Annotated in this window: 20 protein-coding genes, 1 tRNA gene and 1 pseudogene; 9 read left to right on the top strand and 13 right to left on the bottom strand. The window is 63.5% G+C overall.

Annotation, left to right across the window (positions count from 1 at the left end; genetic code table 11):
- Window positions 1–30: 30 nt before the first annotated feature.
- The 7 genes from HL666_RS02670 to HL666_RS02700 form a co-directional block, all read right to left on the bottom strand.
- Window positions 31–342, bottom strand: a complete 312-nt coding sequence (locus tag HL666_RS02670) for a hypothetical protein (protein WP_172131772.1) — start codon at window positions 340–342, stop codon at window positions 31–33.
- Window positions 343–447: 105 nt separating this feature from the next.
- Window positions 448–1,047 (bottom strand): hypothetical protein, encoded by a 600-nt coding sequence (locus HL666_RS02675; RefSeq protein WP_172179740.1) that lies wholly within the window; start codon window positions 1,045–1,047, stop codon window positions 448–450.
- A 2-nt stretch (window positions 1,048–1,049) separates the two neighbouring features.
- Window positions 1,050–1,271 (bottom strand): hypothetical protein, encoded by a 222-nt coding sequence (locus HL666_RS02680; protein WP_172179742.1) that lies wholly within the window; start codon window positions 1,269–1,271, stop codon window positions 1,050–1,052.
- A 12-nt stretch (window positions 1,272–1,283) separates the two neighbouring features.
- A complete protein-coding gene (locus HL666_RS02685) occupies window positions 1,284–1,469 on the bottom strand; it encodes a hypothetical protein (protein WP_172179744.1) in 186 nt (61 codons plus the stop codon).
- Window positions 1,470–1,634: 165 nt separating this feature from the next.
- Window positions 1,635–3,086, bottom strand: coding sequence for a sensor histidine kinase (locus HL666_RS02690; protein WP_172179746.1), 1,452 nt, complete (start codon window positions 3,084–3,086; stop codon window positions 1,635–1,637).
- 213 nt (window positions 3,087–3,299) lie between these two features.
- Entirely contained in the window at window positions 3,300–4,628 is a 1,329-nt protein-coding gene (locus HL666_RS02695) for a serine hydrolase domain-containing protein (RefSeq protein ID WP_210261695.1), read from the bottom strand.
- 130 nt (window positions 4,629–4,758) lie between these two features.
- Window positions 4,759–5,496 carry an alpha/beta fold hydrolase gene (locus HL666_RS02700; RefSeq protein ID WP_172179748.1) on the bottom strand — a complete coding sequence of 246 codons (738 nt, stop codon included), beginning with the start codon at window positions 5,494–5,496 and terminating at the stop codon, window positions 4,759–4,761.
- 874 nt (window positions 5,497–6,370) lie between these two features.
- On the opposite strand from HL666_RS02700, the gene HL666_RS02705 reads away from it, so the two are divergent.
- The 7 genes from HL666_RS02705 (at window position 6,371) to HL666_RS02735 (ending at window position 12,731) form a co-directional block, all read left to right on the top strand.
- On the top strand, window positions 6,371–6,514 hold the full coding sequence (locus HL666_RS02705) for a hypothetical protein (RefSeq protein WP_246741428.1): 144 nt from the start codon (window positions 6,371–6,373) through the stop codon (window positions 6,512–6,514).
- Between the two features lie 126 nt (window positions 6,515–6,640).
- Window positions 6,641–8,218: a 2-isopropylmalate synthase gene (locus HL666_RS02710; protein WP_172179750.1), complete on the top strand. Its 1,578-nt coding sequence runs from the start codon at window positions 6,641–6,643 to the stop codon at window positions 8,216–8,218.
- Between the two features lie 455 nt (window positions 8,219–8,673).
- Window positions 8,674–9,693, top strand: a complete 1,020-nt coding sequence (locus tag HL666_RS02715) for a TRAP transporter substrate-binding protein (RefSeq protein WP_172110908.1) — start codon at window positions 8,674–8,676, stop codon at window positions 9,691–9,693.
- Window positions 9,694–9,823: 130 nt separating this feature from the next.
- Complete coding sequence (locus HL666_RS02720) at window positions 9,824–10,390, top strand: TRAP transporter small permease (protein WP_172111281.1); 567 nt, start codon at window positions 9,824–9,826, stop codon at window positions 10,388–10,390.
- Window positions 10,387–11,712, top strand: coding sequence for a TRAP transporter large permease (locus HL666_RS02725; RefSeq protein WP_172110907.1), 1,326 nt, complete (start codon window positions 10,387–10,389; stop codon window positions 11,710–11,712). The genes HL666_RS02720 and HL666_RS02725 overlap by 4 nt, the downstream gene beginning before the upstream one ends.
- A 149-nt stretch (window positions 11,713–11,861) precedes the next feature.
- Entirely contained in the window at window positions 11,862–12,479 is a 618-nt protein-coding gene (locus HL666_RS02730; protein ID WP_172179752.1) for a Spy/CpxP family protein refolding chaperone, read from the top strand.
- A 176-nt stretch (window positions 12,480–12,655) separates the two neighbouring features.
- Window positions 12,656–12,731: transfer RNA gene (locus HL666_RS02735), tRNA-Lys, on the top strand.
- 57 nt (window positions 12,732–12,788) lie between these two features.
- Here the strand turns inward: HL666_RS02735 and HL666_RS02740 are convergent.
- The 6 genes and pseudogenes from HL666_RS02740 to tnpA all read right to left on the bottom strand — a co-directional run bounded on the left by HL666_RS02740 (window position 12,789) and on the right by tnpA (window position 20,921).
- The gene (locus tag HL666_RS02740) at window positions 12,789–14,060 is read right to left on the bottom strand and encodes a hypothetical protein (protein ID WP_172179754.1); all 1,272 of its coding nucleotides are present in this window, start codon (window positions 14,058–14,060) and stop codon (window positions 12,789–12,791) included.
- A gap of 481 nt (window positions 14,061–14,541) precedes the next feature.
- Complete coding sequence (locus tag HL666_RS02745; RefSeq protein WP_172179756.1) at window positions 14,542–14,976, bottom strand: hypothetical protein; 435 nt, start codon at window positions 14,974–14,976, stop codon at window positions 14,542–14,544.
- A 360-nt stretch (window positions 14,977–15,336) separates the two neighbouring features.
- Entirely contained in the window at window positions 15,337–17,010 is a 1,674-nt protein-coding gene (locus tag HL666_RS02750; protein ID WP_172179758.1) for a methyl-accepting chemotaxis protein, read from the bottom strand.
- A gap of 1,331 nt (window positions 17,011–18,341) precedes the next feature.
- Window positions 18,342–19,604 (bottom strand): annotated as a pseudogene (tnpC, locus tag HL666_RS02755) (IS66 family transposase); the annotation flags it as partial.
- Window positions 19,605–19,653: 49 nt separating this feature from the next.
- The gene (tnpB, locus tag HL666_RS02760; RefSeq protein WP_376698572.1) at window positions 19,654–19,995 is read right to left on the bottom strand and encodes an IS66 family insertion sequence element accessory protein TnpB; all 342 of its coding nucleotides are present in this window, start codon (window positions 19,993–19,995) and stop codon (window positions 19,654–19,656) included.
- Window positions 19,996–20,024: 29 nt separating this feature from the next.
- Window positions 20,025–20,921, bottom strand: coding sequence for an IS66 family insertion sequence element accessory protein TnpA (tnpA, locus tag HL666_RS02765; RefSeq protein ID WP_172179760.1), 897 nt, complete (start codon window positions 20,919–20,921; stop codon window positions 20,025–20,027).
- Window positions 20,922–21,679: 758 nt separating this feature from the next.
- Here tnpA and HL666_RS34480 point away from each other — a divergent pair.
- Window positions 21,680–21,910, top strand: a complete 231-nt coding sequence (locus HL666_RS34480) for a hypothetical protein (RefSeq protein WP_311975683.1) — start codon at window positions 21,680–21,682, stop codon at window positions 21,908–21,910.
- A gap of 266 nt (window positions 21,911–22,176) precedes the next feature.
- A complete protein-coding gene (locus tag HL666_RS34485) occupies window positions 22,177–22,362 on the top strand; it encodes a hypothetical protein (protein WP_311975692.1) in 186 nt (61 codons plus the stop codon).
- Window positions 22,363–22,471: the final 109 nt, after the last annotated feature.

Consider the following 22,471-nt stretch of genomic DNA (forward strand, 5'->3'; position numbering starts at 1 on the left):
GTTTCATTTTTCGGAACTACGCGCGCGATCTCAACGCTTCGGAGCCATCGTTCCCGAATGCGGGCTCATCGTGCCCGTGGTGCCGTTGCTCATCCCGTCGCTCATGCCGGTGGCGCTGCCGCTTCGGCCGCCCGTCGCAGAGGTGTCGGTGCCGGTCGTCGAGCGGCCCGTGTTGGCACCGGTGGTGCCGGTCTCGGTCGAATGGCCCATGCCGGGGCTGGTCGCGGTGCCCGAGCCGCCGGTGCCGGTGTTGGCGCCGGCACCGCTGCTGCTCTGAGCGAGGGCGAGTGAGCTCGTCAGCGCGAATGCGGCGGCGAGAGCGAGCGTGGTCGTTGTCTTCATGATGAAATCCTCTGTCTGCGTGTATCAAGAGCCAACGGGCCGGCGTCGCCGCCGTTCCCGCCTTCGTCGTGCGCGCTGCGCCGTGTCGGCTGGCCGCCGTGACGCTCAGCCGCGGCCCCGGTTGTCGTTGTGATCCTGGAACTGCTCGGTCTCGACCCAGCGTCCGTCCTGGCCGCGCTCGCGTGAGCTCTCGGTCTTGTCGCGGTTCGACAGCACCATGTTCTCGCCGACCAGATCCTCCTGCAGATCGGTCATCGCGCCGGAGCCGTCGCCCTTGGCCTTGATGCGTGCCGCCGGCGCGCCCTCGGCGTTGCTCGGCTTGGCATCGAACACGCGTGTGCGTTCCTGATCGCGTTCGATCTCGCGCGCGAGCTGATCGGAGTCCGGATTGTCCGGCTTCCGCTCCAACATGCGCAACTGCCGCTCATGGGTCTTGCGGCCCTGCAGCTCCTTGTGCCGTGGCGGCTGGTCGCGATCGTGCTGCGGCGGCCCGCGGCGCCGGTCCATCACCTCGGCCTTGTCGATGCCGCCCTGCGCGTTGGTGTCGTTCTCGACATCGCCTTGAAACGTGTTGGTGCCTTCGAGTTCCTCGAGATCATCGAGACTCGCCTGCGCCATCGTGAGCCCCTTGGAGCCGCCGATCAGCGGGTTGCGCACGAGGTCGGCATTGGTGGGACGCGGCATCTTCGGATGCTTGTTGCTCATCGTCAGCCCTTCTTATGCGCCGGGTGCGTGTTGCCGCCCTTGGAGTCCGGCTCGTGCGTATGATGCGAATCCCGCTCGCCGCCGCCCGACGAGACGCGGCTGTGCCGGCGCTGCGGGTCCTCGGCCTGCGGCTTGTCGATGTGCAGCGGCTCCTTGGCATTCTCATGCGAGGCGCCGGGGCCGCCCTGGCGGATGCTTGCTTCGGTCTTGGTTGAGGTCGACATCGGATCCTCCGCTCAGCGGTCCTGCTGATAACCCTGGTTGGTGGTGTTCTGCTTGATGTTGCCGGTGCGGCCCTGCTGATCGGGATTGCCGGTCACGGCGTTGTGCGGCTTCGACGTCGCGTGAGCGTCGCCGGATTTCGCGTCGCCGGTGCCCATCGGGCTCTGGTTCTCGGGAGGAACGGGGGGCGGCTTCGTCATGGCCTGCTCCTTGTTATGACAGGAGCCGGACCAACGTGCCGGATGCGGCCAGGTTCTAATCAGGCTGCGCGATCGCTCGTTCGTGAGAACGGCATCGTCCGCGCGAGTTCCGGCGCCAGCAGTTCCCCATTGCGAACTATCAATGTCGCAACGACCGCAGCGCGACTACGGCGCCGCCGCGAGCTCCAGCTCAGCCGGCTTGCTCGGTCCGGTCAGGGGAATCTCGAGCGCGATGCGCGTGCCCTGCTGCACGTCGCTGTCGAGCTCGATGCGGCCGCCGAGCGTGGAGACGACGAGGTTGAAGGCGATGTGCAGGCCGAGGCCGGCATTGCCCTTCTCGCGGCGCGTGGTGAAGAACGGATCGAACACCCGGCCGCGCACGTGATCGGGCATGCCGACGCCTTTGTCGGCGCAGGTGATGCACACGGAGCGGTCCAGCGGCTGCGTGACCGCCACCGTGAAAACGCCGCTCATGTCGCCGGGATAGGCATGCGTGGCCGCATTGAAGGCGAGAATGCTGATGACTTGTCCGAGCGCGCCGGGATAGCTGGTGAGGACGACGCCTTCGGGACAGGACAGCGCGACCGTGAGGCCTTGGCGCGCCAGCAGCGGACGGAGCTTGGCGATGTGATCGGCCAGCCAGCTGTGCAGTTCGAACGTCTGCCGCGTTTCATTGGCCTGGTCGACGGCAACCTGCTTGAAGCTGTGGACCATCTCGGAGGCGCGGTGCAGGCTCTGCGTGGTCAGGTTGAGACCCTGCTGCAGCCGCGCGACGCCGCGCGCCAGATCCGAGCGCCGCACCGGACCGCCGCCGAGCATCTGGGCGATCGCCTCGACGTCATCTTCCATCGCGGTCGACGTCGTCAGCGCCAGCCCGAGCGGCGTCGAGACCTCGTGTCCGACACCGGCGACGAGCTGGCCGAGCGAAGCGAGCTTCTCGGCCTGCACGAGATGCGCCTGCGTCGCATGCAGGTCGCGCAGCGACGCCTCGGAGCGTTCCTTCTCGCGCTGCAGCGCCTCGGCGGTGCGGAACTGCTTGCGCGCCTGAACCTCGCGCGCGCCGACGGCATAGAGCGAGAGCAGGCAGGCATTGCCGACCAGCGAATGATCGATGAAGCGCAGGCCCGGCGGCAGCGGCTCCGGCGCGAGGCTTTCGGCGAGCGCCAGCGCGCTCCAGCTCGTCGTACAGAAGATCGCATGGGAGCCGGTGCGCAGCGGCAGCATGGTCGACACGAACAGGATGACGATGATCATGCCGGCGGCGGAGTACGTGAAGCCGGAGGGCAGCACCCAATAGATCGTCGGCAGCACGCAGCCGGGAATGACGCAAAAGACGAGTTGAATCGGTTCGGCCCATTTGCGCGCCGGGGTCGACAGCAGCGCCGTCAGCGGCAGCAGCACGAACAGCGCGGTGCCGCCGCGAATCCTGAGCGTCGTCGGCACGATCTCGGGATAGAGCACGAAGTCCCACAGCGTGTAGCCGGCAAAGGTGAAGGCGCCGAGCAGCATCGCGATCTGCGTCCAGGCGATGTTGCCATGGACGAAATGGTCCACGAACCGCCGCTCCTCGACGGCATCCTCGAAACGCAGCCCCAGGCGCTCCAGCAATCTCAACATTATGCCACCGCAATCGAAAACCGATCCCCCGCGGCGCGCAGGGCGCGGCGGGACGGCAGACATACACGAGATGAGCTGTTCGAGAAAACGACGGGAGATCGCATTCGCGGCTTGGAGCACGTAGAGCGTTACTAGAACGGTTCCAAATCTCGTTGCGCAGCATGGCGACGACGGCGCGGCGGCAGACACCGCTCGCGCCAAGTCCGAGCGCTCCTACTCGATCAGTGCCTGGTAGATCAGATTGCGCAATAGCGAGCGATAATGCGGTGCCTGCGGCGGCGGCAGCTGCATCATCAGCACGACGATGAGCTTCTCCTCCGGGTCGACCCAGAACGCAGTGCCGTAGAGCCCGGTCCAATAGAATTCGCTGACTGATCCCGGCAGCGGGTTGCGCCCCGCATGTGTCCTGACGGCAAAGCCGAGACCGAAGCTCTGGCCGTCCTCCGGCGTCGGCGCGGTCGCCTGCGGGTGGAAGCCCAGCAAGGTGACTTGGCTGAACGCGATGCCCGGCGGCAGATGATCTGATGTCATGAAGGTGACGGTCTTTGCCGCGAGCAGGTGCCTGCCGCTCCATTCGCCGCGATTGAGCAGCATCTGCGCGAACTCGGCGTAGTCGGCGGCCGTCGACACCATGCCGCCGCCGCCGGACATCCAATTCGGCTGCCTGGTCATGTCGGGCATTGGCGGCCGCTTGCCGGTGGTGGGATCGGCTTGCGGCTCGGCGATGCGTGCGGTCTTGTTCCCGCCGACGGAGAAGCCGGTGTCGGTCAGCGCCAGCGGCTTGCTGATGCGCTCGGCAATGAACTGATCGAGCCGCTGGCCCGAGACGACCTCGACGATGCGGCCGAGCACGTCGGTCGACATGCTGTAGTCCCATGTCGTGCCCGGCTGCGCCGCAAGCGGCAGCTTCGCCAGCTTCGTGATCAGGTCGGCCGATGTCTGGCTCGGATCGAACAGATTGGCATTGTTGTAGGCCTGCTTGACCAGTGACTTGCCGAAGATGCCGTAGGTCAGGCCCGACGTGTGCCGCATCAGGTCCTGCACGGTCATCTCGCGCCGAGCCGGCTCCAAGGTCAGCTCCGGCTGGCCGGTGCCTTGATTGATCTTCTCGACGCCGACCTGCAGGCCCTTGAACTCCGGCAGATAGACCGAGACCGGGTCGAGCAGTTGCAGCCGGCCTTCCTCGACCAGCATCATGGCCGCGACCGAGGTGAACGGCTTGGTCATCGAGGCGACGCGGAAGATCGCGTCCAGCTTCATCGGCACCTGCTTCTCGCGGTCCTGGAAGCCGAAGGCCTTGGCATAGGCCACCTTGCCCTTGCGCGCGACCAGCACCACGGCGCCGGGGATCAGCTCCTTGTCGACGTCGGCCTGGAACGCATGGGTCAGGCGTTGCAGCCGCTCGGACGACAGCCCGACGTTTTCGGGCCGATCGACCTTGGGCAGGCCTTCGGCGAAGGCCGGGATCGTGAGGCTGGCGGCCAGCAGCAACGATGACAGCGTGGCGCGCCACGGCCCTTGCATCTGCAGAGACGGTCGCATGTCTCCTCCCTCTGGTGTTGTTGGGCAGTCAGAACAGCCTGCGCGTGCGGAAGCCGTCCGTGATTGATTTGGGTCAATGGCGACGTCCGCGCCGGCGAGGCCGGGCGCTTCGTGAGCTTCAGGAACCGGCTCAGGCGGCTTTCCAATGCGCCCGCAGCGCCGCTGCGATGCTGTCTGGCCGCTCGACGATGCTCCAGTGGCCGGCGTCCGGCTCGAGATGCAGCGTAGCGTCGTGACGCCTAGCGAAGCGGCCGAGGACATCGAAGGACATGTAGGGATCGTGCGCGGCTGAGATCACGAGCCCGCGTCGCGACAGGTGCGCGAGGCGCGCGATCCAGTCGCCCTTGAAGCGCAGCCCATCGGCGGAGCGATACAGCGCGAGGATCGCCCGGCGCATCGGCGCCCGCCATGCCGCGGCTTCACGCGCCGCCAGCTCCGATGGCAATCCGCTCTGCCGGAACATGCGCGCCATGGCCCGCTGCGACGACACCGCCATGAAGATCTCGCCGAGCACGGGCGTGTTCCAGATCCGCGCGATCCGATGTCCGCGATAGTCGGGATCGAGTGCGCCGCCCGCCACCGCCCAGGAACGCACAAGTTCAGGCCGCAGCGATGCCGCGCGTAGCACCAGCAGCGCACCCCAATCATGCCCAACGAGGTCGAGCGGCCCGAACGCCGCATGCTGCGCTTCCATCAGGGCGACAAGCCAGTCGGCGTAGGCGTCCTTGGTGCAGGCGAAGCCCGGAGGTCCATCGCCGTCGAAGCCGGGCAGGGCAGGCACTGCCACGGTCTCGCTGAGCGCAGCGATCAGCGGGCCCCAGATTGCGGGCGTATCCGGCACGCCGTGGACGAAGATGCGGTTTGTCATGAGCTCATGCTACCACACGCGCGATCTTCGTATTCGGCGAAATTTTCTCTTTCCATTTTTCAGAAAACGTGCTTCTCTACGTCATCCCGCCTCATCGAAGAGGGGCGTACGCGTCGTCACGATACGTGGAGTGCGGGGAGCGATGGCCGTGAGGCGCCGGTGGACGACTGGCGCCTTGCGGACGGCGAAGTCGTATGGTCCTGGCCTCCCGGTGCCGAGGTCAAATCGAAGTGGCGTTGACGCGCTGCTGAGATGACGGGGTCAATCAGCCGGTCCCCGGGGAGAGTACGAAGTAAGCCGTAAAGCCGTTGCGCAGGGAAGGCCGGGATGTCCTGGCCGAGCCTGTGGTTCCTGCCCCGTGCATTTTCTATCGCACGGGGGCCGCGGGTGTCGGCAGACGCCCGGTCTTCCCTGCACCCTCGATTGTCGAGGGGCGATGCTGATGATCAGCCTGGGCACGATGGTGCCGCGGGAATGATGAGGTGCGTGCTGATGCAGATGTTGACGCTGCCAACCACACCCTCACCGTCATCCCGGACAAGCGCGCGGTCACGCGCGCGCAGATCCGGGATCCATAACCCCAGGGAGACCTGTGAGGTACAATGGCCATTCCATCCCGCCCAGCAAGATCCGCCGCTGCGTATGGATCCCGGGTCAGCGGCCACCAACGCTAGCGCGTTGGCGGCCTTGCCCGGGATGACACCGTTTTTGTGGAGAGCGGCGTGCGCAAGCCCAATACGTCACCCCTCCTGACCCTTATTCGGCGTTGCGAGGCCCTTTCATTCCCGGTAAAAGCACCGTCGAGGGCACCTCGGCAACACTCCATCAATGGTTTTGCCGCACCATTTTCGTGTCTTCGCAAAAGGGTTTGGCAATGCTGATTCGCAGCGCAGAGATCGAGACCATCGCCGGGGCAGACGCCCGGTCGATCGCGCTCGTCTCGCTGGCGCCTGCTCGCGGCCTCCTGATTGGCTCGATTGCCGGCGCGCTCGAGCTTCTGCTTCTTAGCTGCCCCTGAGGGCCGGCTGGGCGGGATGCGCCTGGGCACTCAGGGGGCTGCTTCGACACCGAACACCCTTCAGCGCCCAATGTTCAGAGATCCTGACAGCCAAGCGCACCACCTTCAGAATCCGAGGAATAACAGATGTCCAATCCCGTTCAGTCCGACAAGGACCGCGTCGTCATTTTCGACACCACCCTGCGCGACGGCGAGCAGTGCCCCGGCGCCACCATGACCTTCGAGGAGAAGCTCAACATCGCGGCCATGCTGGACGGCATGGGCGTCGACATCATCGAAGCCGGCTTCCCGATCGCCTCCGACGGTGACTTCGAGGCCGTCAACGAGATCGCCAAGCGCACCCAGAACGCCGTGGTCTGCGGCCTGTCGCGCGCCGGCGCCAAGGACATCGACCGTTGCGCCGAAGCGATCCGCCCGGCGAAGCGCGGCCGCATCCACACCTTCCTGTCCACCTCGCCTGTGCACATGAAGTACAAGCTGCAGATGGACCCGCAGCAGGTCTTTGAGCTGGTGATCTCCTCGGTGACGCGCGCGCGCAACCACACCGACGACGTCGAGTGGTCGTCCGAGGACGGCACCCGCACCGAGTTCGACTTCCTGTGTCGCTGCGTCGAGGCCGCCATCAAGGCCGGCGCCACCACCATCAACATTCCGGACACGGTCGGCTACGCCGTGCCGGAGGAGTATTACGACCTGTTCAAGCGCGTGCGCGAGAGCGTGCCGAACTCCGACAAGGCGGTGTTCTCGGTCCACTGCCACAACGATCTGGGCATGGCGGTCGCCAACTCGATGGCCGGCGTGCGCGCCGGCGCCCGCCAGATCGAATGCACCATCAACGGAATCGGCGAGCGTGCCGGCAATGCGGCCCTGGAAGAGGTCGTGATGGCGATGCGCGTGCGCAACGACAAGCTGCCCTACTGGAACAAGATCGACACCACGCAGCTGACCCACGCCTCGAAGGTGGTGTCGGCGGCGACGTCGTTCCCGGTGCAGTACAACAAGGCCATCGTCGGCCGCAACGCGTTCGCGCATGAGAGCGGCATCCATCAGGACGGCATGCTGAAGAACGCGCAGACCTACGAGATCATGCTGCCGGAGACGGTCGGCGTGAAGCAGACCTCGCTGGTGATGGGCAAGCATTCCGGCCGCCACGCCTTCATCCACAAGCTGGAGGAGATGGGCCACAAGCTGGCGGGCAACCAGGTCGAGGACGCCTTCGTCCGCTTCAAGGCTTTGGCCGATCGCAAGAAGCACATCTATGACGAGGACATCGAGGCCTTGATCGACGAGGGCATGGTGAGCGCCCATGACCGGATCAAGCTGCTGTCGTTGAGCGTCATCGCCGGCACCCGTGGCCCGCAGCGCGCCACCATGAAGCTCGACGTCGACGGCGTGACCAAGATCGAGGAGAGCGAGGGCAACGGCCCGGTCGATGCGGTGTTCAACTGCATCAAGTCGCTGGTGCCGCACGAGGCCAAGCTGGAACTGTACCAGGTGCACGCCGTCACCGAGGGCACCGATGCCCAGGCCGAGGTCTCGGTGCGGCTGTCGCAGGACGGCCGCTCGATGACCGCGCGCGCGGCGGATCCGGATACGCTGGTGGCCTCGGCAAAAGCCTACCTCGGCGCGCTGAACAAGCTGGTGATGAAGCGCCAGCGCGACGTGGCGCACGGGGCTGGCGCATCGGCTGCGGCAGCGAGCTGACCCCAAGACGTCATTCCGGGGCAGCCGCGAGAGCGGCTGAACCCGGAATCCCGAGCTTGGTTTGCACCGGCTCTCACAATCTCGAGGTTCCCCGATGCGCAATTGCGCATCTGAGGTTCGGCCCTGCGGGCCGCCCCGGGAGCGACGAACAGGAAGCGGCGTGCCCCGTCATCGCAGCGTCGCTTGGACTTGTTTTGCTCCGTCATTCCGGGGCGCGCGGAGCGCGAGCCCGGAATCCATACGCCCGATCGTGGTTATGGATTCCGGGCTCGCTCGCGTTGCTCGCGCCCCGGAATGACGGCGGAAGGGGGGCGATCGCTGCTGCATCGCAGCACGGGAATTCCCGTCGTGCTGCTAACGGTGAATGGCATTCCCGCCGCGTACCCGCTAACAATGTCCTTGGCATACAAAGCGGGGGCGTCGTTGCAATGCCCCCCGAACGTCGGGAGGACACTTTGCAGCAATTCAAATTCCGCCATCTGATCGCCACCGCCGCGTCGCTGGCTGCGCTCGCGCTGGCCGGTCCGGCCTCGGCCGCCGACAACCCGATCGTCATTAAGTTCAGCCACGTGGTGGCGTCGAACACGCCGAAGGGCCTCGCCGCCGACAAGTTCAAGGAGCTGGCCGAGAAGTACACCGACGGCAAGGTCAAGGTCGAAGTCTATCCGAACTCCCAGCTCTACAAGGACAAGGAAGAGCTCGAGGCGCTGCAGCTCGGCGCGGTGCAGATGCTGGCGCCGTCGAACTCCAAGTTCGGCCCGATCGGCATCAAGGAATTCGAGGTGTTCGATCTGCCCTACATTCTGCCCGACCTCGCCACCTTGCGGAAGGTGACCGACGGGCCGCTCGGCGCCAGGCTCCTGAAGCTGCTCGAGCCGAAGGGGATGATCGGGCTGGCCTACTGGGACAACGGCTTCAAGCAGATGAGCGCCAACAAGAAGCTGGTCGATCCCGCCGACTACAAGGGCCTGAAGTTTCGCATCCAGTCCTCGAAGGTGCTGGACGCGCAGTTCCGAACGCTCGGCGCCATCCCGCAGGTGATGGCGTTCTCCGAAGTCTATCAGGCGCTGCAGACCGGCGTCGTCGACGGCCAGGAGAACACGCCCTCGAACATCTATACGCAGAAGATGCACGAGGTGCAGAAGTACATCACGCTCACCAATCACGGCTACATCGGCTATGTCGTGGTCGTGAACAAGAAGTTCTGGGACGGTCTGCCGCCGGATATCCGCGCCGCCTGCGAGAAGGCGATGAAGGAGGCCACCGCCTACGGCAACGGCCAGTCGGCGAAGGAGAACGACGACGCGCTGGAGGAGATCCGCAAGTCGGGCAAGTCCGAGCTGGTCAAGCTGACGCCGGCCCAGGACGAAGCGATGCGCAAGGCGATGCAGCCGGTCTACAAGGACGTCGCGGGGCGCGTCGGCCAGCCGCTGATCGACGAATTCCTCAAGGAGACACGCGGCACGACCAACTGACGGAGGCGATCGATGCGCGGGCGGGTGGCCCGCGCATCGCGGATGGGGAGCGCTCGGCGCGCAAGAAAGCAGACGGCGCCCTGAAGCGCCGCGGACGTTTGATGGTGGGGGAGGGGACTTGGGTTTCCTGTTGGGCTTCCTGTTGCGCATCCTCGATCGGCTCGAGGAGATCCTGATCGCATTCCTGATCGCGGCGGCGACCTCGATCATCTTCGTGGCCGTGCTGCACCGCTATCTGGTCGGCGTGCCCTTGCTCTATCCCATCCTGTTCCCGATCGACCTGTCCTGGGCGCAGGAGCTGTGCATCTACATGTTCGTGTGGATGGCCAAGTTCGGCGCCGCCTATGGCGTGCGCACCGGCATCCATGTCGGCGTCGACGTCGTGGTGAACATGCTCCGGCCGTCGCTGCGCAAGGTGACGATCCTGTTCGGCCTGCTGTGCGGGGCGCTGTTCACCGCGATCATCGGCACGATGGGCGCCAAGTTCGTCTATGGCCTGTCGATGACCGACCAGGTGACGCCGGACATGGAGATCCCGAGCTGGCTGGTCTATCTGTGCATCCCGCTCGGCTCCTATCTGATGTGCTTCCGCTTCCTCCAGGTCGCCTGGCACTATCTCCGCCACGACGAGCTGCCGCATCACGATCACGCTTACGTCGAAGGTGTCGACCCGACGGCGACGGAGGTGCTGCGATGAGCAGCCTCCTGATCTTCAGCCTGCTCATCTTCCTGATGCTTACGGGCATGCCGATCTCGATCGCGCTCGGCCTCACCGTGCTGTCGTTCGTGTTCTTCATGACCAATGTGCCGACCGAATCGGTCGCGCTGAAGCTGTTCACGGGCATCGACAATTTCGAGATCATGGCGATCCCGTTCTTCATTCTCGCCGGCAACTTCCTGACTCATGGCGGTGTCGCCCGGCGAATGATCAATTTTGCGACCTCGATGGTCGGGCATTGGTATGGCGGCCTGGGGCTTGCCGGCGTCGTGGCCTGCGCGCTGTTCGCCGCCGTGTCGGGCTCGTCGCCCGCCACCGTGATCGCGATCGGCTCGATCATGCTGCCCGCGATGGTGAAGCAGGGTTTTCCCAAACGGTTCGGCGCCGGAGTGATCACGACGTCGGGCGCTCTCGGCATCCTGATCCCACCGTCGATCGTGATGGTGGTGTATTCGGTCGCGACCGGCGGCAGCATCGCGCTCGATCCGGCCGGTCACCGCGTCTCCTCGGCCTCCGTCGGTCAGCTGTTCATAGCCGGCGTGATCCCCGGCATCATGCTGGCGACGTTGCTCGGCCTCACCACCTTCTACCGCGCCTGGAAGAACGACTATCCGAGGCTGCCGCGGGCCAGCTGGGCCGAGCGCTTCACGGCTTTCCGCAAATGCATGTGGGGCCTGCTGCTGATCGTGATCGTGCTGGGAGGCATCTACACCGGCAAGTTCACGCCGACCGAGGCCGCCGCCGTCAGCGCCGTCTACGCCTTCGTCATCGCCGTGTTCGTCTATCGCGATATGTCGCTCAAGGACGTGCCGAAGGTGCTGCTCGGCTCGGCGAACATGAGCGCGATGATTCTCTACATCATCACCAATGCCGTGCTGTTCTCGTTCCTGATGGCCAACGAGAACATTCCCCAGCAGATCGCCAACTGGATGGCTGCGGCGGGCGTCAACTGGATCGTGTTCCTGCTGGTGGTCAACATCCTGCTGCTGCTCGCCGGCAACGTCATGGAGGCCACCTCGATCGTCTTGATCATGGCGCCGATCCTGTTCCCGGTGGCGGTCAAGCTCGGCATCCATCCGGTCCATCTGGGCATCCTGATGGTGGTCAACATGGAGGTCGGCATGTGCCATCCGCCCGTAGGCCTCAATCTCTATGTCGCCTCCGGCATCGCCAAGATGGGCATCACCGAGCTGACCATTGCCGTCATGCCATGGCTGCTCACCATGCTGGGCTTCCTGGCACTCGTCACCTACGTACCGGAAATCTCGCTCTGGTTGCCGCGCATGCTGGGGATGCTTTGAGGCGTAGCAATAAACTGAAACTGATTTGCAGAAACAGAAAGCGATTTGAAGCAATTACATCTTCGTAAGGTCGTACACTCTGTCCAAACTGTAAGTTGAAGGCCGGGTGCGGCGGGCTCATGCTGCACCGGCTTTCCAAGGAGGTTGGCATGAGGAAGTTCACCATTGCCGCTGTCGCCGTGCTCGCCATTGCCGGCTCGACCGCGGTCTACGCTCAGCGCGGCTGGTTTCATGATCACATGCATCATGCGCGCATGAATCCGGAAGACCGTGCCGCGATGCTCGATGCGCGCATCGCTGCCGTCCATGCTGGCCTGAAGCTATCGGCCGATCAGGAGAAGCTTTGGCCGCCGGTCGAGAGCGCCGTCCGCGATCTCGTCAAGCTGCGGTTCGACCGCGCCAACGCGCGGATGAAGGCGGCCGACGACGCGCAGGACAAGGACGTCGATCCGGTTGCGCTACTGCGTGACCACGCCGACACCATGGCCGTGACGGCTGATGCGATGAAGAAGGTCGCTGACGCAGCCGACCCGCTCTACAAGACCCTCGACGAGGGCCAGAAGCGCCGGCTCTCGGCGTTGACGCGGCCCATGGGACGCATGATGGGCCCTGACGGTCCGCGCCACCATCGCTGGATGGAGCGCGGCGAGGGCGGGCCCGGGGATGGTCCGCGCTTCGGCGAGCATCGCTTCGGTCCGGGACCGATGGGTCACCCGATGGACCGCATGGGCTGGTCCGATGAGGATCGAGAGTCCGGGCGGCTCTGACGGCGGGGCGACGATCCGCCTGATTCCGCTTCGAATTTCGCTTGGGGAAAGCCGCCGCCCGCCGGCGGTTTTTCTGCATCGAAATCGCCGAAAAATCGTCAGGGATCGCTGGACATCCCGGAATCGCTTTGCTAAACGACCGGCTCTTGCGAAGGCTTTCTCCGGATGCAAGATCCGGGCGCATAGCTCAGTTGGTAGAGCAGCTGACTCTTAATCAGCGGGTCCTAGGTTCGAGCCCTAGTGCGCCCACCAAGCCTTTCAAGGACTTATGATAGAGTCGGCCAAGTCATTCCGACAAGCGGTCAGCGGCTATTCCGACAAACCGGCTGCTTTTGTTCGCTCCTCCCGGCGCTTTTTTGACCCCGAGATCAGCTGTTTGCGGGTCCGCTTCGCATAGGTTGGCAGTTGTCGACTCGACCTGTGTCGGCCTGCGGCACGCAACTCAGCGTCTGTCAGGTCGCTGTCTGCCCCTTCCGTGAAGCCGCCGTGGCGGAATGAGGTGAAGGACAATTCGCTTCGCAGAGACGCGGCTCTGATGATCTTTTTGACCACGGCCCGCAGATACCGCAGATCTCGCCGCTGGGTGATCCAGGGCACGAGCGCGCTCCCTCGGCGACTTTGGTGATCGCGCCGAAACATCAGGCCCGCCGCCATTCTCGATTTGATCTCATCGAGCTCGGCCATCAACTCGGGGAACAGCGTCTCGCCTGCGTCGTCGAACAGAGGCCACCAAGCCTCCTCCCCATTCTTGGGGTGGACGACCTTGACACTGTTCGGACGCTCCTTTGGCCGGTAGTGGGAAATCTCGAACGCGCCGAAGACGTGCTCCTCGCGTTGCAGCCATTCCCAGCTGAGAAGAGCGGCGGTCGCAACCGAACGATAACCCATCTCGTTCGCCTTTCGACGAAAGGCGACGAGTTCTTCCCATGTGGCGGTTGGCGTCTCTCGTGCTGCTTGGTTTGGCGCACGAGCTTTCAGGCCCATGCGAGAGAACGGGTTGATGGCTGGGACGTCCTTCTCCCTGGCGCGGTGGCCAACGAACCAGGCTCGCCGACAAGCGACCATGGCGGCGTTCGCAAAACGCCGACGTTCGCGATGAATGATATTGCCGTCCTTGTCTCTTTCTTCAACAACGAGCAGCTTTGCATAGACAGCGTCCACGAAGCCCTTCGTGAATTGACCGATCTGCTTTGAGCCCGCTCGAGTCCCATCCTTGAGCATATGGTTGGCGAAAAGCGACAAGCCTTGATCATAAAGTCGTTGGGTCTTGTGATCGATCTCTTTCCATTTCTGGTGCGACTTGAAGATGCTCACCAGCCAATCAAACGTCCCTGGGACAAGCGAAGGCGGACCAAGGTCGGTCAGTCCTCGCGAGCGCCAGCTGTCGAATGCTGGAAGCAAGACCGTTTCGGCTCGCTCTACTGCAGCCGTGTAATCCTCGCCTAATGCCTCAGCTTTGATCTCGCAGCCCTGCTTGCGCGACCAGGTCGGTGGCTCGAAAAAGTAAGCCCATCGCCCATTCTTCAACGGCTTGCGCCGGCAATAGCGCGGCAACTTCAACGTGGTGCGAGGTGGTTTCATACAAGGGATGCCAAGTCTTCTCGACTAGGCGAATCGGAATCCGGCTTGATGAAATTGTCAATAGCTGTCTTTGACCAGATTGGCTCGCGAGCTCTTCCAGTGCCGTGGTAGCCCGTCGGACGAGGGGCTTCTCCTCGGAGCACAGCACGTGCGAGCTCTTTCGTGTCACCGTAGTCCAAGTACGCCGCCGTCATGTCCGCTCGCATGATAGCGGGCCAAACGGAGCCGGGCGGATACCGAGGCGGCAGGGGAGATCGTGCCGGCATGGCGATGCGCATTAATGGCGAAGAGAACGTCAGCAGAGCATCTCGCGATCATGGGCACATGAGCGGGACCGTTAAAGTCACGTCTGCCGGTGTCGAATTTTAGCGTAGGAAAGAGGAGGAATGCTGAAAGGGGCGAGCTCTAGGTCAGTGGGGGCTGGATCAAAATAGCTGAGGCGTAAGCTGGTGCGAGACGACGCGATCCATTGCGGTCTCCCCTATGCCGAAACTACAACCAGGCCGTTATGAGCGGGAGGAGATCGGGCGGCTTCGTTGATTTCTCGGTGTTTTTGTTCGGTTTTGATCGCGTTCGTTACGGTTCGTTCGGTTGCATTGTTTCTGGTGCGAAACTGGTGCGGCTTACCGAACCTACCTGCACGAAAAGATGGTCTCAGCTCCGGTGCCCCAACCGCCCGAACGAATTCAGGTCTGGAAACCTGCAACGTGAATTCAGCCAGGAATTGGCTATTTTTCGTGCAAAACGAAAAATCAAAATGCTCGGGATCGCGTACGTACGAACCTCGGACATACAGAAGCGTCTGATCAGCAGCCCGGACGGAGCGGATGATCTGCTTCTCGAACAAACGCGCCAGGTTGACCCCGTTCTGCAATGCGGATTGCTCGGTGCGTCCCCCTGTCTTCACGGATGTCATGAACTAATCGCGCTCATACCATCACGAGAACGGCAACCCCAGAAAGCGCAATGCCGTATTGGCCGACGCGACGTGCGAGACCGCCAAGCCTCCGCACGGCGCGCAGACATCGGGCAATTAGTTCTGTGACAGCCGTCATGGCGCCATCATGAGCTGATTACATGAAACTGTCGCGGGAGGCTATATTCCGGTCATATCGGGTCGTGTTTAGGTGCCTTCCGGCACCTGATTGAGCCGCAGTTTCAAGGTGGAGCTGCCAGTTTCGGTAAGGCTGGCTCAAAGCCATCGTCTCGTATGACATAGAGGGAAAGGTGCCCAAGCAGCAAAGCTGTTGTTAGTTCATACGGGAGCGACGTTTGATCAGCGCGCAGCGATCTTCGCGGCTTCCGCTGCAGCCCGCTGCATGCTGTTCGACATCTCGGTCGTCACGGTGCTCTGCTCCTCGACGGCCGCTGCCGTCGAGGTGACGTATTCGCTGACGTTGTGGATCGCCTGCTTGATCTCGCCAAGCGCGAGCACGACCTCACCGGAGATGTTGTTGAGGCCTTCGATCTCCTTGCCGATCTTGTCGGTGGCGTGCTTGGCCTGGGTGGCGAGGTTCTTGACCTCGGACGCCACCACGGCGAAGCCGCGCCCGGCCTCGCCGGCGCGGGCCGACTCGATCGTGGCGTTCAGGGCGAGCAGGTTGATCTGTCCGGTGATGTTGTCGATCAGGTCGAGGATTCCGCTCATCGCCTGGGTGGCGTTGGAGAGATTTTGCGCCTGGGTATCCGCCGCACCGACGCGATCGACCGCGCCCATCGCGGTCTCGCGCGACTTGGTCATGGCTTCCGAGATCTCGCGCACGGAGGCGTTCAACTCCTCGGCGCCGGCCGCCACTGATTCCATCATGCCGCGGACGCGCTCATTGCCCATCCGGACGAGCACCTGCCGGGTGACGTCGGTGGCGTATTTGACGACCTTGAACGGCTTGCCGTTGAGGTCGAGGATCGGATTGTAGGAGGCCTGGATGTAGACCTCGCGGCCCCCCTTGCCGATCCGCTTGTACTCGGCGGCCTGATATTCGCCGCGATTGAGCTTGGCCCAGAACTCGCGGTAGGCAGTGCTGTCGCGTTCGTCCGGAGGAACGAACAGGCTGTGGTGCTTGCCGCGGATCTCCTCGAGCGTGTAGCCCAGCGCCTTGAGGAAATTCTCGTTGGCAGTGATGACTGTGCCGTCCATGTTAAACTCGATCACGGCCTGCGATTTGCCGATCGCCGCCATCTGTCCGGCGAGATCGGCATTCCTCAGCTTCGTGGCCGTGACGTCGGTTGCAAACTTGACGACGGCGATGGGCTTGCCGCTCTCGTTGAAGATCGGGTTGTAGGACGCCAGGATCCAGACCTCCTTGCCGTTCTTGCCGATGCGCTTGTACTCGGCCGCCTGATATTCGCCGCGGTTGAGCTTGGCCCAGAACTCGCGGTAGGCAGCGCTGTCGCGCTCCGCCGGCTCGACAAACATGCTGTGGTGGCGCCCTTGAACCTCGCGGAGCTCGTAGCCCAGCACGTGAAGAAAGTTCTCATTGGCGGAGACGATCGTGCCATCCATACCGAACTCGATGATCGCCTGCGAGCGGTCGAGCGCGGCGAGCTTGCCGGCGTCCTTCAGGCTTGCGATCTTCTTGGCGGTAATGTCGGTTGCGATCTTGACAACGATATGCGGCTTCCCGTTGCGGTCGAGCACCGGATTGTAGGACGCCTCGATCCAGACCTCATGGCCGTCCTTGGCGATGCGCTTGAACTCGGCCGCTTGGTATTCGCCCCGATTAAGTTTGGCCCAGAACTCGCGATAAGCAGGCGTGTCGCGCTGATCAGCCGGGACGAACATCGAATGGTGCTTGCCCTCGATGTCCTCGAGCCGGTAGCCCAGTGCATCAAGGAAATTCTTGTTGGCGGTCCGGATGGTGCCGTCCATGTCGAACTCGATCATCGCCGCGGAGCGGCCGATCGCGGCGAGCTTGGCGTCGGCGTCCGCGGTGGTCTTGCGTGCAAACATCTTAGTGAGGCCTTTCAGTTTTAGCGCGACGGTATTGGAAGAGTGCATGTGCAAACGGAGCAGCCACGCAATGAAGGTGCGTCGGCTCCGTATAAATCCCGTGTGGTACGCCGCTCCCCCTGCGTCCGGCCCGACTGAGAACCTGTGGCGATCTCAGATAAAACGCCGCGATTGAGGTCCTGAATATCAAATGACATTTAACGTCGAGTTAGTCTTGCATGATCCAGTTCAGTAGTTAGCGTTGTTGGATGTGAGACATTTTGCGACCAGTAACTCCCCGATGGCATCTTCGGGTGTCGAAAGGTCGACGCAATGGCGCGCTCGGGACAGGCTCACAGGTGCCTTTCGTGCCCGATCGAAGGGCTCTGTGAGGCCATCATCCTCGTGGCGCGCACGGCAATGTCGCTGATCGAGCTGGGCTGGATCAACGCTTTTCGCGGTGGCGACTGGACAGCAGATCCCGCAATGCGAGAACTCGAGCCTGCCAGCACTGATTATGTGCAGCGGATGGGCCTTCGGCTATCGCATTCTTCCGGACGGCCGCGTCCCATCCTCAGGGTCGGTCTCCCGAACCAAGTATTGTCAACCGATGCGACCATCTCCGGACGTGAATTACCAAAAATGATACCCAGGCGGAGTCGCTCACTGACGTCCAGCTCTGCAGCTACTCGGCCCGCCATCTGCGCGACAAATGTCTGGCAGCCCCACCATTGATGTCGCTAGTACTGGATCTGCTGATGGAGGAGCTGCGCGAATCCTATGAGCTTCTTCGATGCTCGCGCCGCGAGTCGGCCCAGGGATGGATCGTCGACCTCGTTCTCGGAGTTATAAAGAAGCTGATTCGGGGGCTGACCAAAGGTGCGCTACCCGTTTCCGCTGCGTCAGCAGCACGTCGCCGATGCGGTCGGTTTAACCTCGGTCGATGTCAGGTGGGTGCTGACGCAACTACGCGCGAGTGGCCTGATGACCGCATCTATCGGCACAGTGATGTTGCAGGATCTGCCAGCCTGCAAGCGCGCCGCAGCGCGCGATTGGGCGGTAGCGTATCGGCTCCCGATGGCTATCCCCGCTTCACCCGATCACCTCAGGCTGGTGCTCTGCGGTGAATGTGCGCTCTCACCGACGAGGTGATCGTAAACGGTACTCCGCGGCCCGGCGAAGTTAATCGTCAGGCTTGATCAACATGTGCCAGTACGTCCGAGGCATGGCCTGCATCTCCAGCTTCAGCCGCTCGCTGTCGCGCGACAACGATTTCGCCCGCCGACAACACCTGACTCGAAGCCGATCCGGTCTCGGACGCGCCACGCTGGACCTGCACCATGTTCGCGCGCTCGGCCGTCGTTCAGGAAGCGTGTCACGCCATGCCAACGCGAGAGCGCATAGCGGATCGCCTCGGCAAGCGTGCTGCGGCCGGAGACCAGGCGGAGCTGGGCATCGAGCCAGACGTTCAGAGCATCGACGATCGGCTTGGAGAAGGTCCTGCGTTCGGCAAGACGGTAGTCAGGCAATTGGCCGCGGATGCGCGCCTCGATCGCATAGAGCTCGCCGATCCGGCGCGGGGCTTCTGTTGCCACGGGAGACGCGGTGGCTTCGGCCACATCGTAGAACTTGCGTCGCGAGTGGCTCCAACACGCCGCGAGCGTGATGCCCTCTTTGTCGGCCAATTGCTCGAAGCCAGCGTATCCGTCGACATGCAGGATGCCCTTGAAGGCGGCAAGATGTGCGACTGGTCGCTCGGCCTTGCGGTCGGGTGCGAACAGGTAGATGGCGGCCGGAGGTTCGGGTCCGCCCCACGGCCGTTGCTCGCGCGCGTACACCCAAAGCCGTCCCGTCTTGGTTCGTCCGCGGCCAGGATCGAGTACCGGGATCGGCGTGTCATCGGCAAAGAGATGGTTGGAGGCGAACACGTTCTTGCACAGCCGTTCGTGCAAGGCCTCGAGCCACCAGCATGCGCCGCCAACTCAGCCCGCGAGCGTCGAGCGGCAGAGATCGACGCCGTGACGGTCGAAGATCTGAGACTGCCGATAGAGCGGAAGATGATCGCAGTATTTGCTGATCAGCACGTGCGAGAGCAGCGCCGGCGTCGCCAGACCGCCAGCGATCAATCGCTCTGGCGCGCCGGCTTGCACCACCTTGTTGCAGGCGCGGCAGGCGTATTTTGGTCTGTTTGTGCGCACGACGCGAAGCTGCGCCGGTACCCAATCCAGCATCTCTCTGACGCTCTCGCCGATCAGATGGAGAGTGCCGCCACAGCAGCCACAAACCCTGTCTTGCACGTCGAGCAGAACGTCCTCGCGTGGCAGATGATCGGGCAGCGGACGGCGTCGCGGCGAAGAGTTGGCTTCCGGTGTGACCTTCGGTTGCGCTTCTTCGACGCGGCCAATGTCGCTGTCGAGATCCGCAAGACCGAGCGCAAGCTGATCGGGATCGATGCGCTCGGAGCTGCGGCCGAACTGCATCCGCTGCAGCTGTCTGATGATGGATTTGAGCCGCTCGATCTCGGTGTCGCGATGGTCGATCGCAGCGGCAATGTCGCGCACCAGGCGGTGCAGAAGCTCAGGATCGGACGGGAGATTGGTGAGATCGAGCTGCATGTCCGATGGTACTCGAACCGGCTTCCTCGTAGAAGAATCGCAACTCAGTTCAGCACCGATTTTTGCAGATCATCCTGCAATCGCCGGTTTCCAGATGCGCTCTGGCGCGCGCCAGTCGATGCCTTCGATCAGCATCGCGAGCTGCGCCGGGGGTGAGCGTGATCGAGCCATTATAGCCCGCCATCACTGGCCATACGAAGCCGCCCTGGTCGATGCGTTTCGTGAACAGACAAAGCCCGTTTCCGTCCCAGAACAGGACCTTCAGGATCGATGCCTTCTTGCCGCGGAAGGCAAACAGATGGCCGGAGAACGGATCCTTCTTCAGCGTGTCCTGGACCAGCATTGCAAGCCCGTCCATGCCCTTGCGCATGTCGGTGTAGCCGAGCGCCAAGTGCACCTTCACGCCTGCAGGAACGAACATCATTGGGCTTCATCTCCGCTTTCAATCTGCGCCCGCGCGGCATCCGGATCGCTGCCTGCGGGAGCGAAGACACGCCGTCCGTCAGCGAGGTCTACAGCCATCATGCCTTCTGGTGGACGCACGAGATCGCGCAAGGCGCGCGCGGCGGGCATGTCGTCGGGCAGCACAACACGGGCGAGCTTGGAGCGCTTCTTTTGCGCGATGCCGAACTGCGCGCGCCAGCGGAACAGCGGCCCGGTGACGATCCCATGCTTGCGGGCAACGGCAGAGACCTTGGCGCCCGGCAGCTCGGGTTCTTTGGCGATCGCGAGCTTTTCCTCGTCGCTGAAGAAGCGCCGCGTCGGCGTTTTGGCCGCAGCCGGATCGCCGATTTCGGCGGCTGTCAAGCGGCGTTCGGGCTGTGAGTTCCTAGCACTAGTGCTAACGGCCGGACGGGCGGAGGGATGAAGATGGGCGCGCCAGTCGATCGTGACCTCGCCGGCGGCCAGTCGGTCGCGCCATTTGCGCAGCGAATGCGGCGACAGCTGCATCGCCGCGGCGTAAGCGCGGAGCTCCATCCCGCTCCAGTTCAGCGCCTCGACATGCATCGCCCAGAACGCCTGAGACGCTCGATTGCGCACATCCGAGGTGACCGTAAACCTGCGCTGCTTTTGTTTTCGCAGCGCCTTTTCTCGCTCTTCCCGGGCGCGCTCGCGGCGCAATTCCGTCTGATATTTCTCGAGCTTAAGCGCAGTCTCATTGCCGGCCAGCCGCTTCAGCCAACGCCGCAGAGTGTTCTCGGTCAGACGTTGTTGCTGGCAGTATTTACGGATCCCGAGACCGCTGCGACGCCACGCTTCGATGTGCAGCGACCACCATTCGCGGCGCGCTCTGTTCTCGAAATGTTTGGATCCCACCGGAGATTCTCCACAGCAGCAGAGAACTCGAAATGAAACGACAACACACCAGGGGGAAGGCGTGCAGAGACCGGACGCTTACAGACGCCCGATTATTCAGGCAAGATAAAAGCGGCTCGCCGGTTGAACGGCAAGCCATTGAGATGGCTTGCGTTCAACCGTGCCGGTCGGTCGGGGGCAGTGCCGCGGCTGCGGCTTTTCTCAATGACAACAACGACGTTTTCGGCACCGCGCGCATTTGTGTGCCAGAGAGGCTTGCGCCGTGAGCGCTGGCGAGCGGGAGGTTCATGTCCGGCCTCGGCGAATCCGTCATAGCCGATGGCCGAAGGCGAAGAGCCTCATCAACCGGGTGCTTCGTGCGGCGAATGCGGCTGGCCATGCGGCCTCGCATTCCGGAGTGAATAGGTGACATTCCGCGCACGCTCACTCGCTGTTCGGAAGGGGGCGGCTCAGCTTTGCCCGCGAGCGGCTGTTCAGCCCGGCACGCCGGATTACGGTCGGCGCGCATCGTCAGACACAAGGAGCAGGCGTTCCGCTCGGCGCCGCTGTCGTCGCACCTTGCTTATCTCAAGCGCGATGGCGTCACGCGTGATGGCGAGACGGCCGCATATTCGATGTCCGCGGAGATCAGGATGACGAGGCTGAGTTCGAGAAGGCGGGCAGTGGGGGCCGGCATCATTTCCGGTTCATCGTCTCACCGGAGAGGCGGCCGAGATGGCCGACCTCAGGGCGTTTACGCGCGCGACATGATGCGGCGGTTGAAGACCGATCTGGGGACGCGGCTGTTCTGGATCGCGGTCGATCGCTGGAACACCGACAAGCCGCACATCCATGTGCTGGTGCGCAGTGTCGACCAGGCCAGCGCCGATCTCGTTATCTCCCGAGACTGCGTCAGCCGGGGCTTGCGTTCCCGCGCCGAAGAACTTGTCGGGATCAAGTTGGGCCAAAGCCTGAGCACGGGATCCGCCAAGCGCTCGAACGAGACGTGACGGCGGGGCGATGGACGCGGCTCGGCCGCGAACTCCGTAGTGCCGCTGACGAGGTCGGCGCCGTTGATCTGTGACCCGAGGTGCAGGCAGCGCCGGACCCCAACATCCGGCGGCCGATGCGGGGGCGTCTTCAAAATCTGGAGCGGTTCGGGTCCGCCACAACGACGATGTCGAACCAATGGATGATCGACGTTACCTACGGGCGGGGTTGACGGCGAGGTCAGGGCGCGCTGCGGGAGCGGGCCGAGCATCTCGCCCAGCGAGGGCTGGCGAGACGCCAGGGCGAGCGCAGCGTCCTACAGCGCGATCTGCTGAAGAACCTGCGTGAGCGTGAGCTCGAGGCGGTGCGGACGAAGCTGTCCTCAGGCCGCCGGCGCTCACCGCTGCCCGGTGAGCAGGTCGCTGGCATCTACCGCCAGCGGTTGAACCTCGCATTGGGCACTTCGCCTTGATCGTCTCGGCCTTCATGTGGTGCCGCGGTCGTGCGAGCTCGAGCCGAGGCTCGGCAAAACGATGGCGGTGCTGGCCAGAGCAGGCGGCGGGCACCGAAGAAACGCCGCG

This window comes from Bradyrhizobium aeschynomenes (genome assembly GCF_013178945.1).
Taxonomy (GTDB): Bacteria; Pseudomonadota; Alphaproteobacteria; order Rhizobiales; family Xanthobacteraceae; genus Bradyrhizobium; species Bradyrhizobium aeschynomenes.

Coding starts and splice junctions, on each gene's coding strand:
- HL666_RS02710 (WP_172179750.1), top strand. CDS start 6,641: ATGTCCAATCCCGTTCAGTCCGACAAGGACCGCGTCGTCATTTTCGAC.
- HL666_RS02680 (WP_172179742.1), bottom strand. CDS start 1,271: ATGTCGACCTCAACCAAGACCGAAGCAAGCATCCGCCAGGGCGGCCCC.
- HL666_RS02685 (WP_172179744.1), bottom strand. CDS start 1,469: ATGACGAAGCCGCCCCCCGTTCCTCCCGAGAACCAGAGCCCGATGGGC.
- HL666_RS02725 (WP_172110907.1), top strand. CDS start 10,387: ATGAGCAGCCTCCTGATCTTCAGCCTGCTCATCTTCCTGATGCTTACG.
- HL666_RS02690 (WP_172179746.1), bottom strand. CDS start 3,086: ATGTTGAGATTGCTGGAGCGCCTGGGGCTGCGTTTCGAGGATGCCGTC.
- HL666_RS02675 (WP_172179740.1), bottom strand. CDS start 1,047: ATGAGCAACAAGCATCCGAAGATGCCGCGTCCCACCAATGCCGACCTC.
- HL666_RS02700 (WP_172179748.1), bottom strand. CDS start 5,496: ATGACAAACCGCATCTTCGTCCACGGCGTGCCGGATACGCCCGCAATC.
- HL666_RS02740 (WP_172179754.1), bottom strand. CDS start 14,060: ATGAAACCACCTCGCACCACGTTGAAGTTGCCGCGCTATTGCCGGCGC.
- HL666_RS02750 (WP_172179758.1), bottom strand. CDS start 17,010: ATGTTTGCACGCAAGACCACCGCGGACGCCGACGCCAAGCTCGCCGCG.
- HL666_RS02695 (WP_210261695.1), bottom strand. CDS start 4,628: ATGCGACCGTCTCTGCAGATGCAAGGGCCGTGGCGCGCCACGCTGTCA.
- HL666_RS02730 (WP_172179752.1), top strand. CDS start 11,862: ATGAGGAAGTTCACCATTGCCGCTGTCGCCGTGCTCGCCATTGCCGGC.
- HL666_RS02670 (WP_172131772.1), bottom strand. CDS start 342: ATGAAGACAACGACCACGCTCGCTCTCGCCGCCGCATTCGCGCTGACG.
- HL666_RS02745 (WP_172179756.1), bottom strand. CDS start 14,976: ATGACATCCGTGAAGACAGGGGGACGCACCGAGCAATCCGCATTGCAG.
- HL666_RS02705 (WP_246741428.1), top strand. CDS start 6,371: ATGCTGATTCGCAGCGCAGAGATCGAGACCATCGCCGGGGCAGACGCC.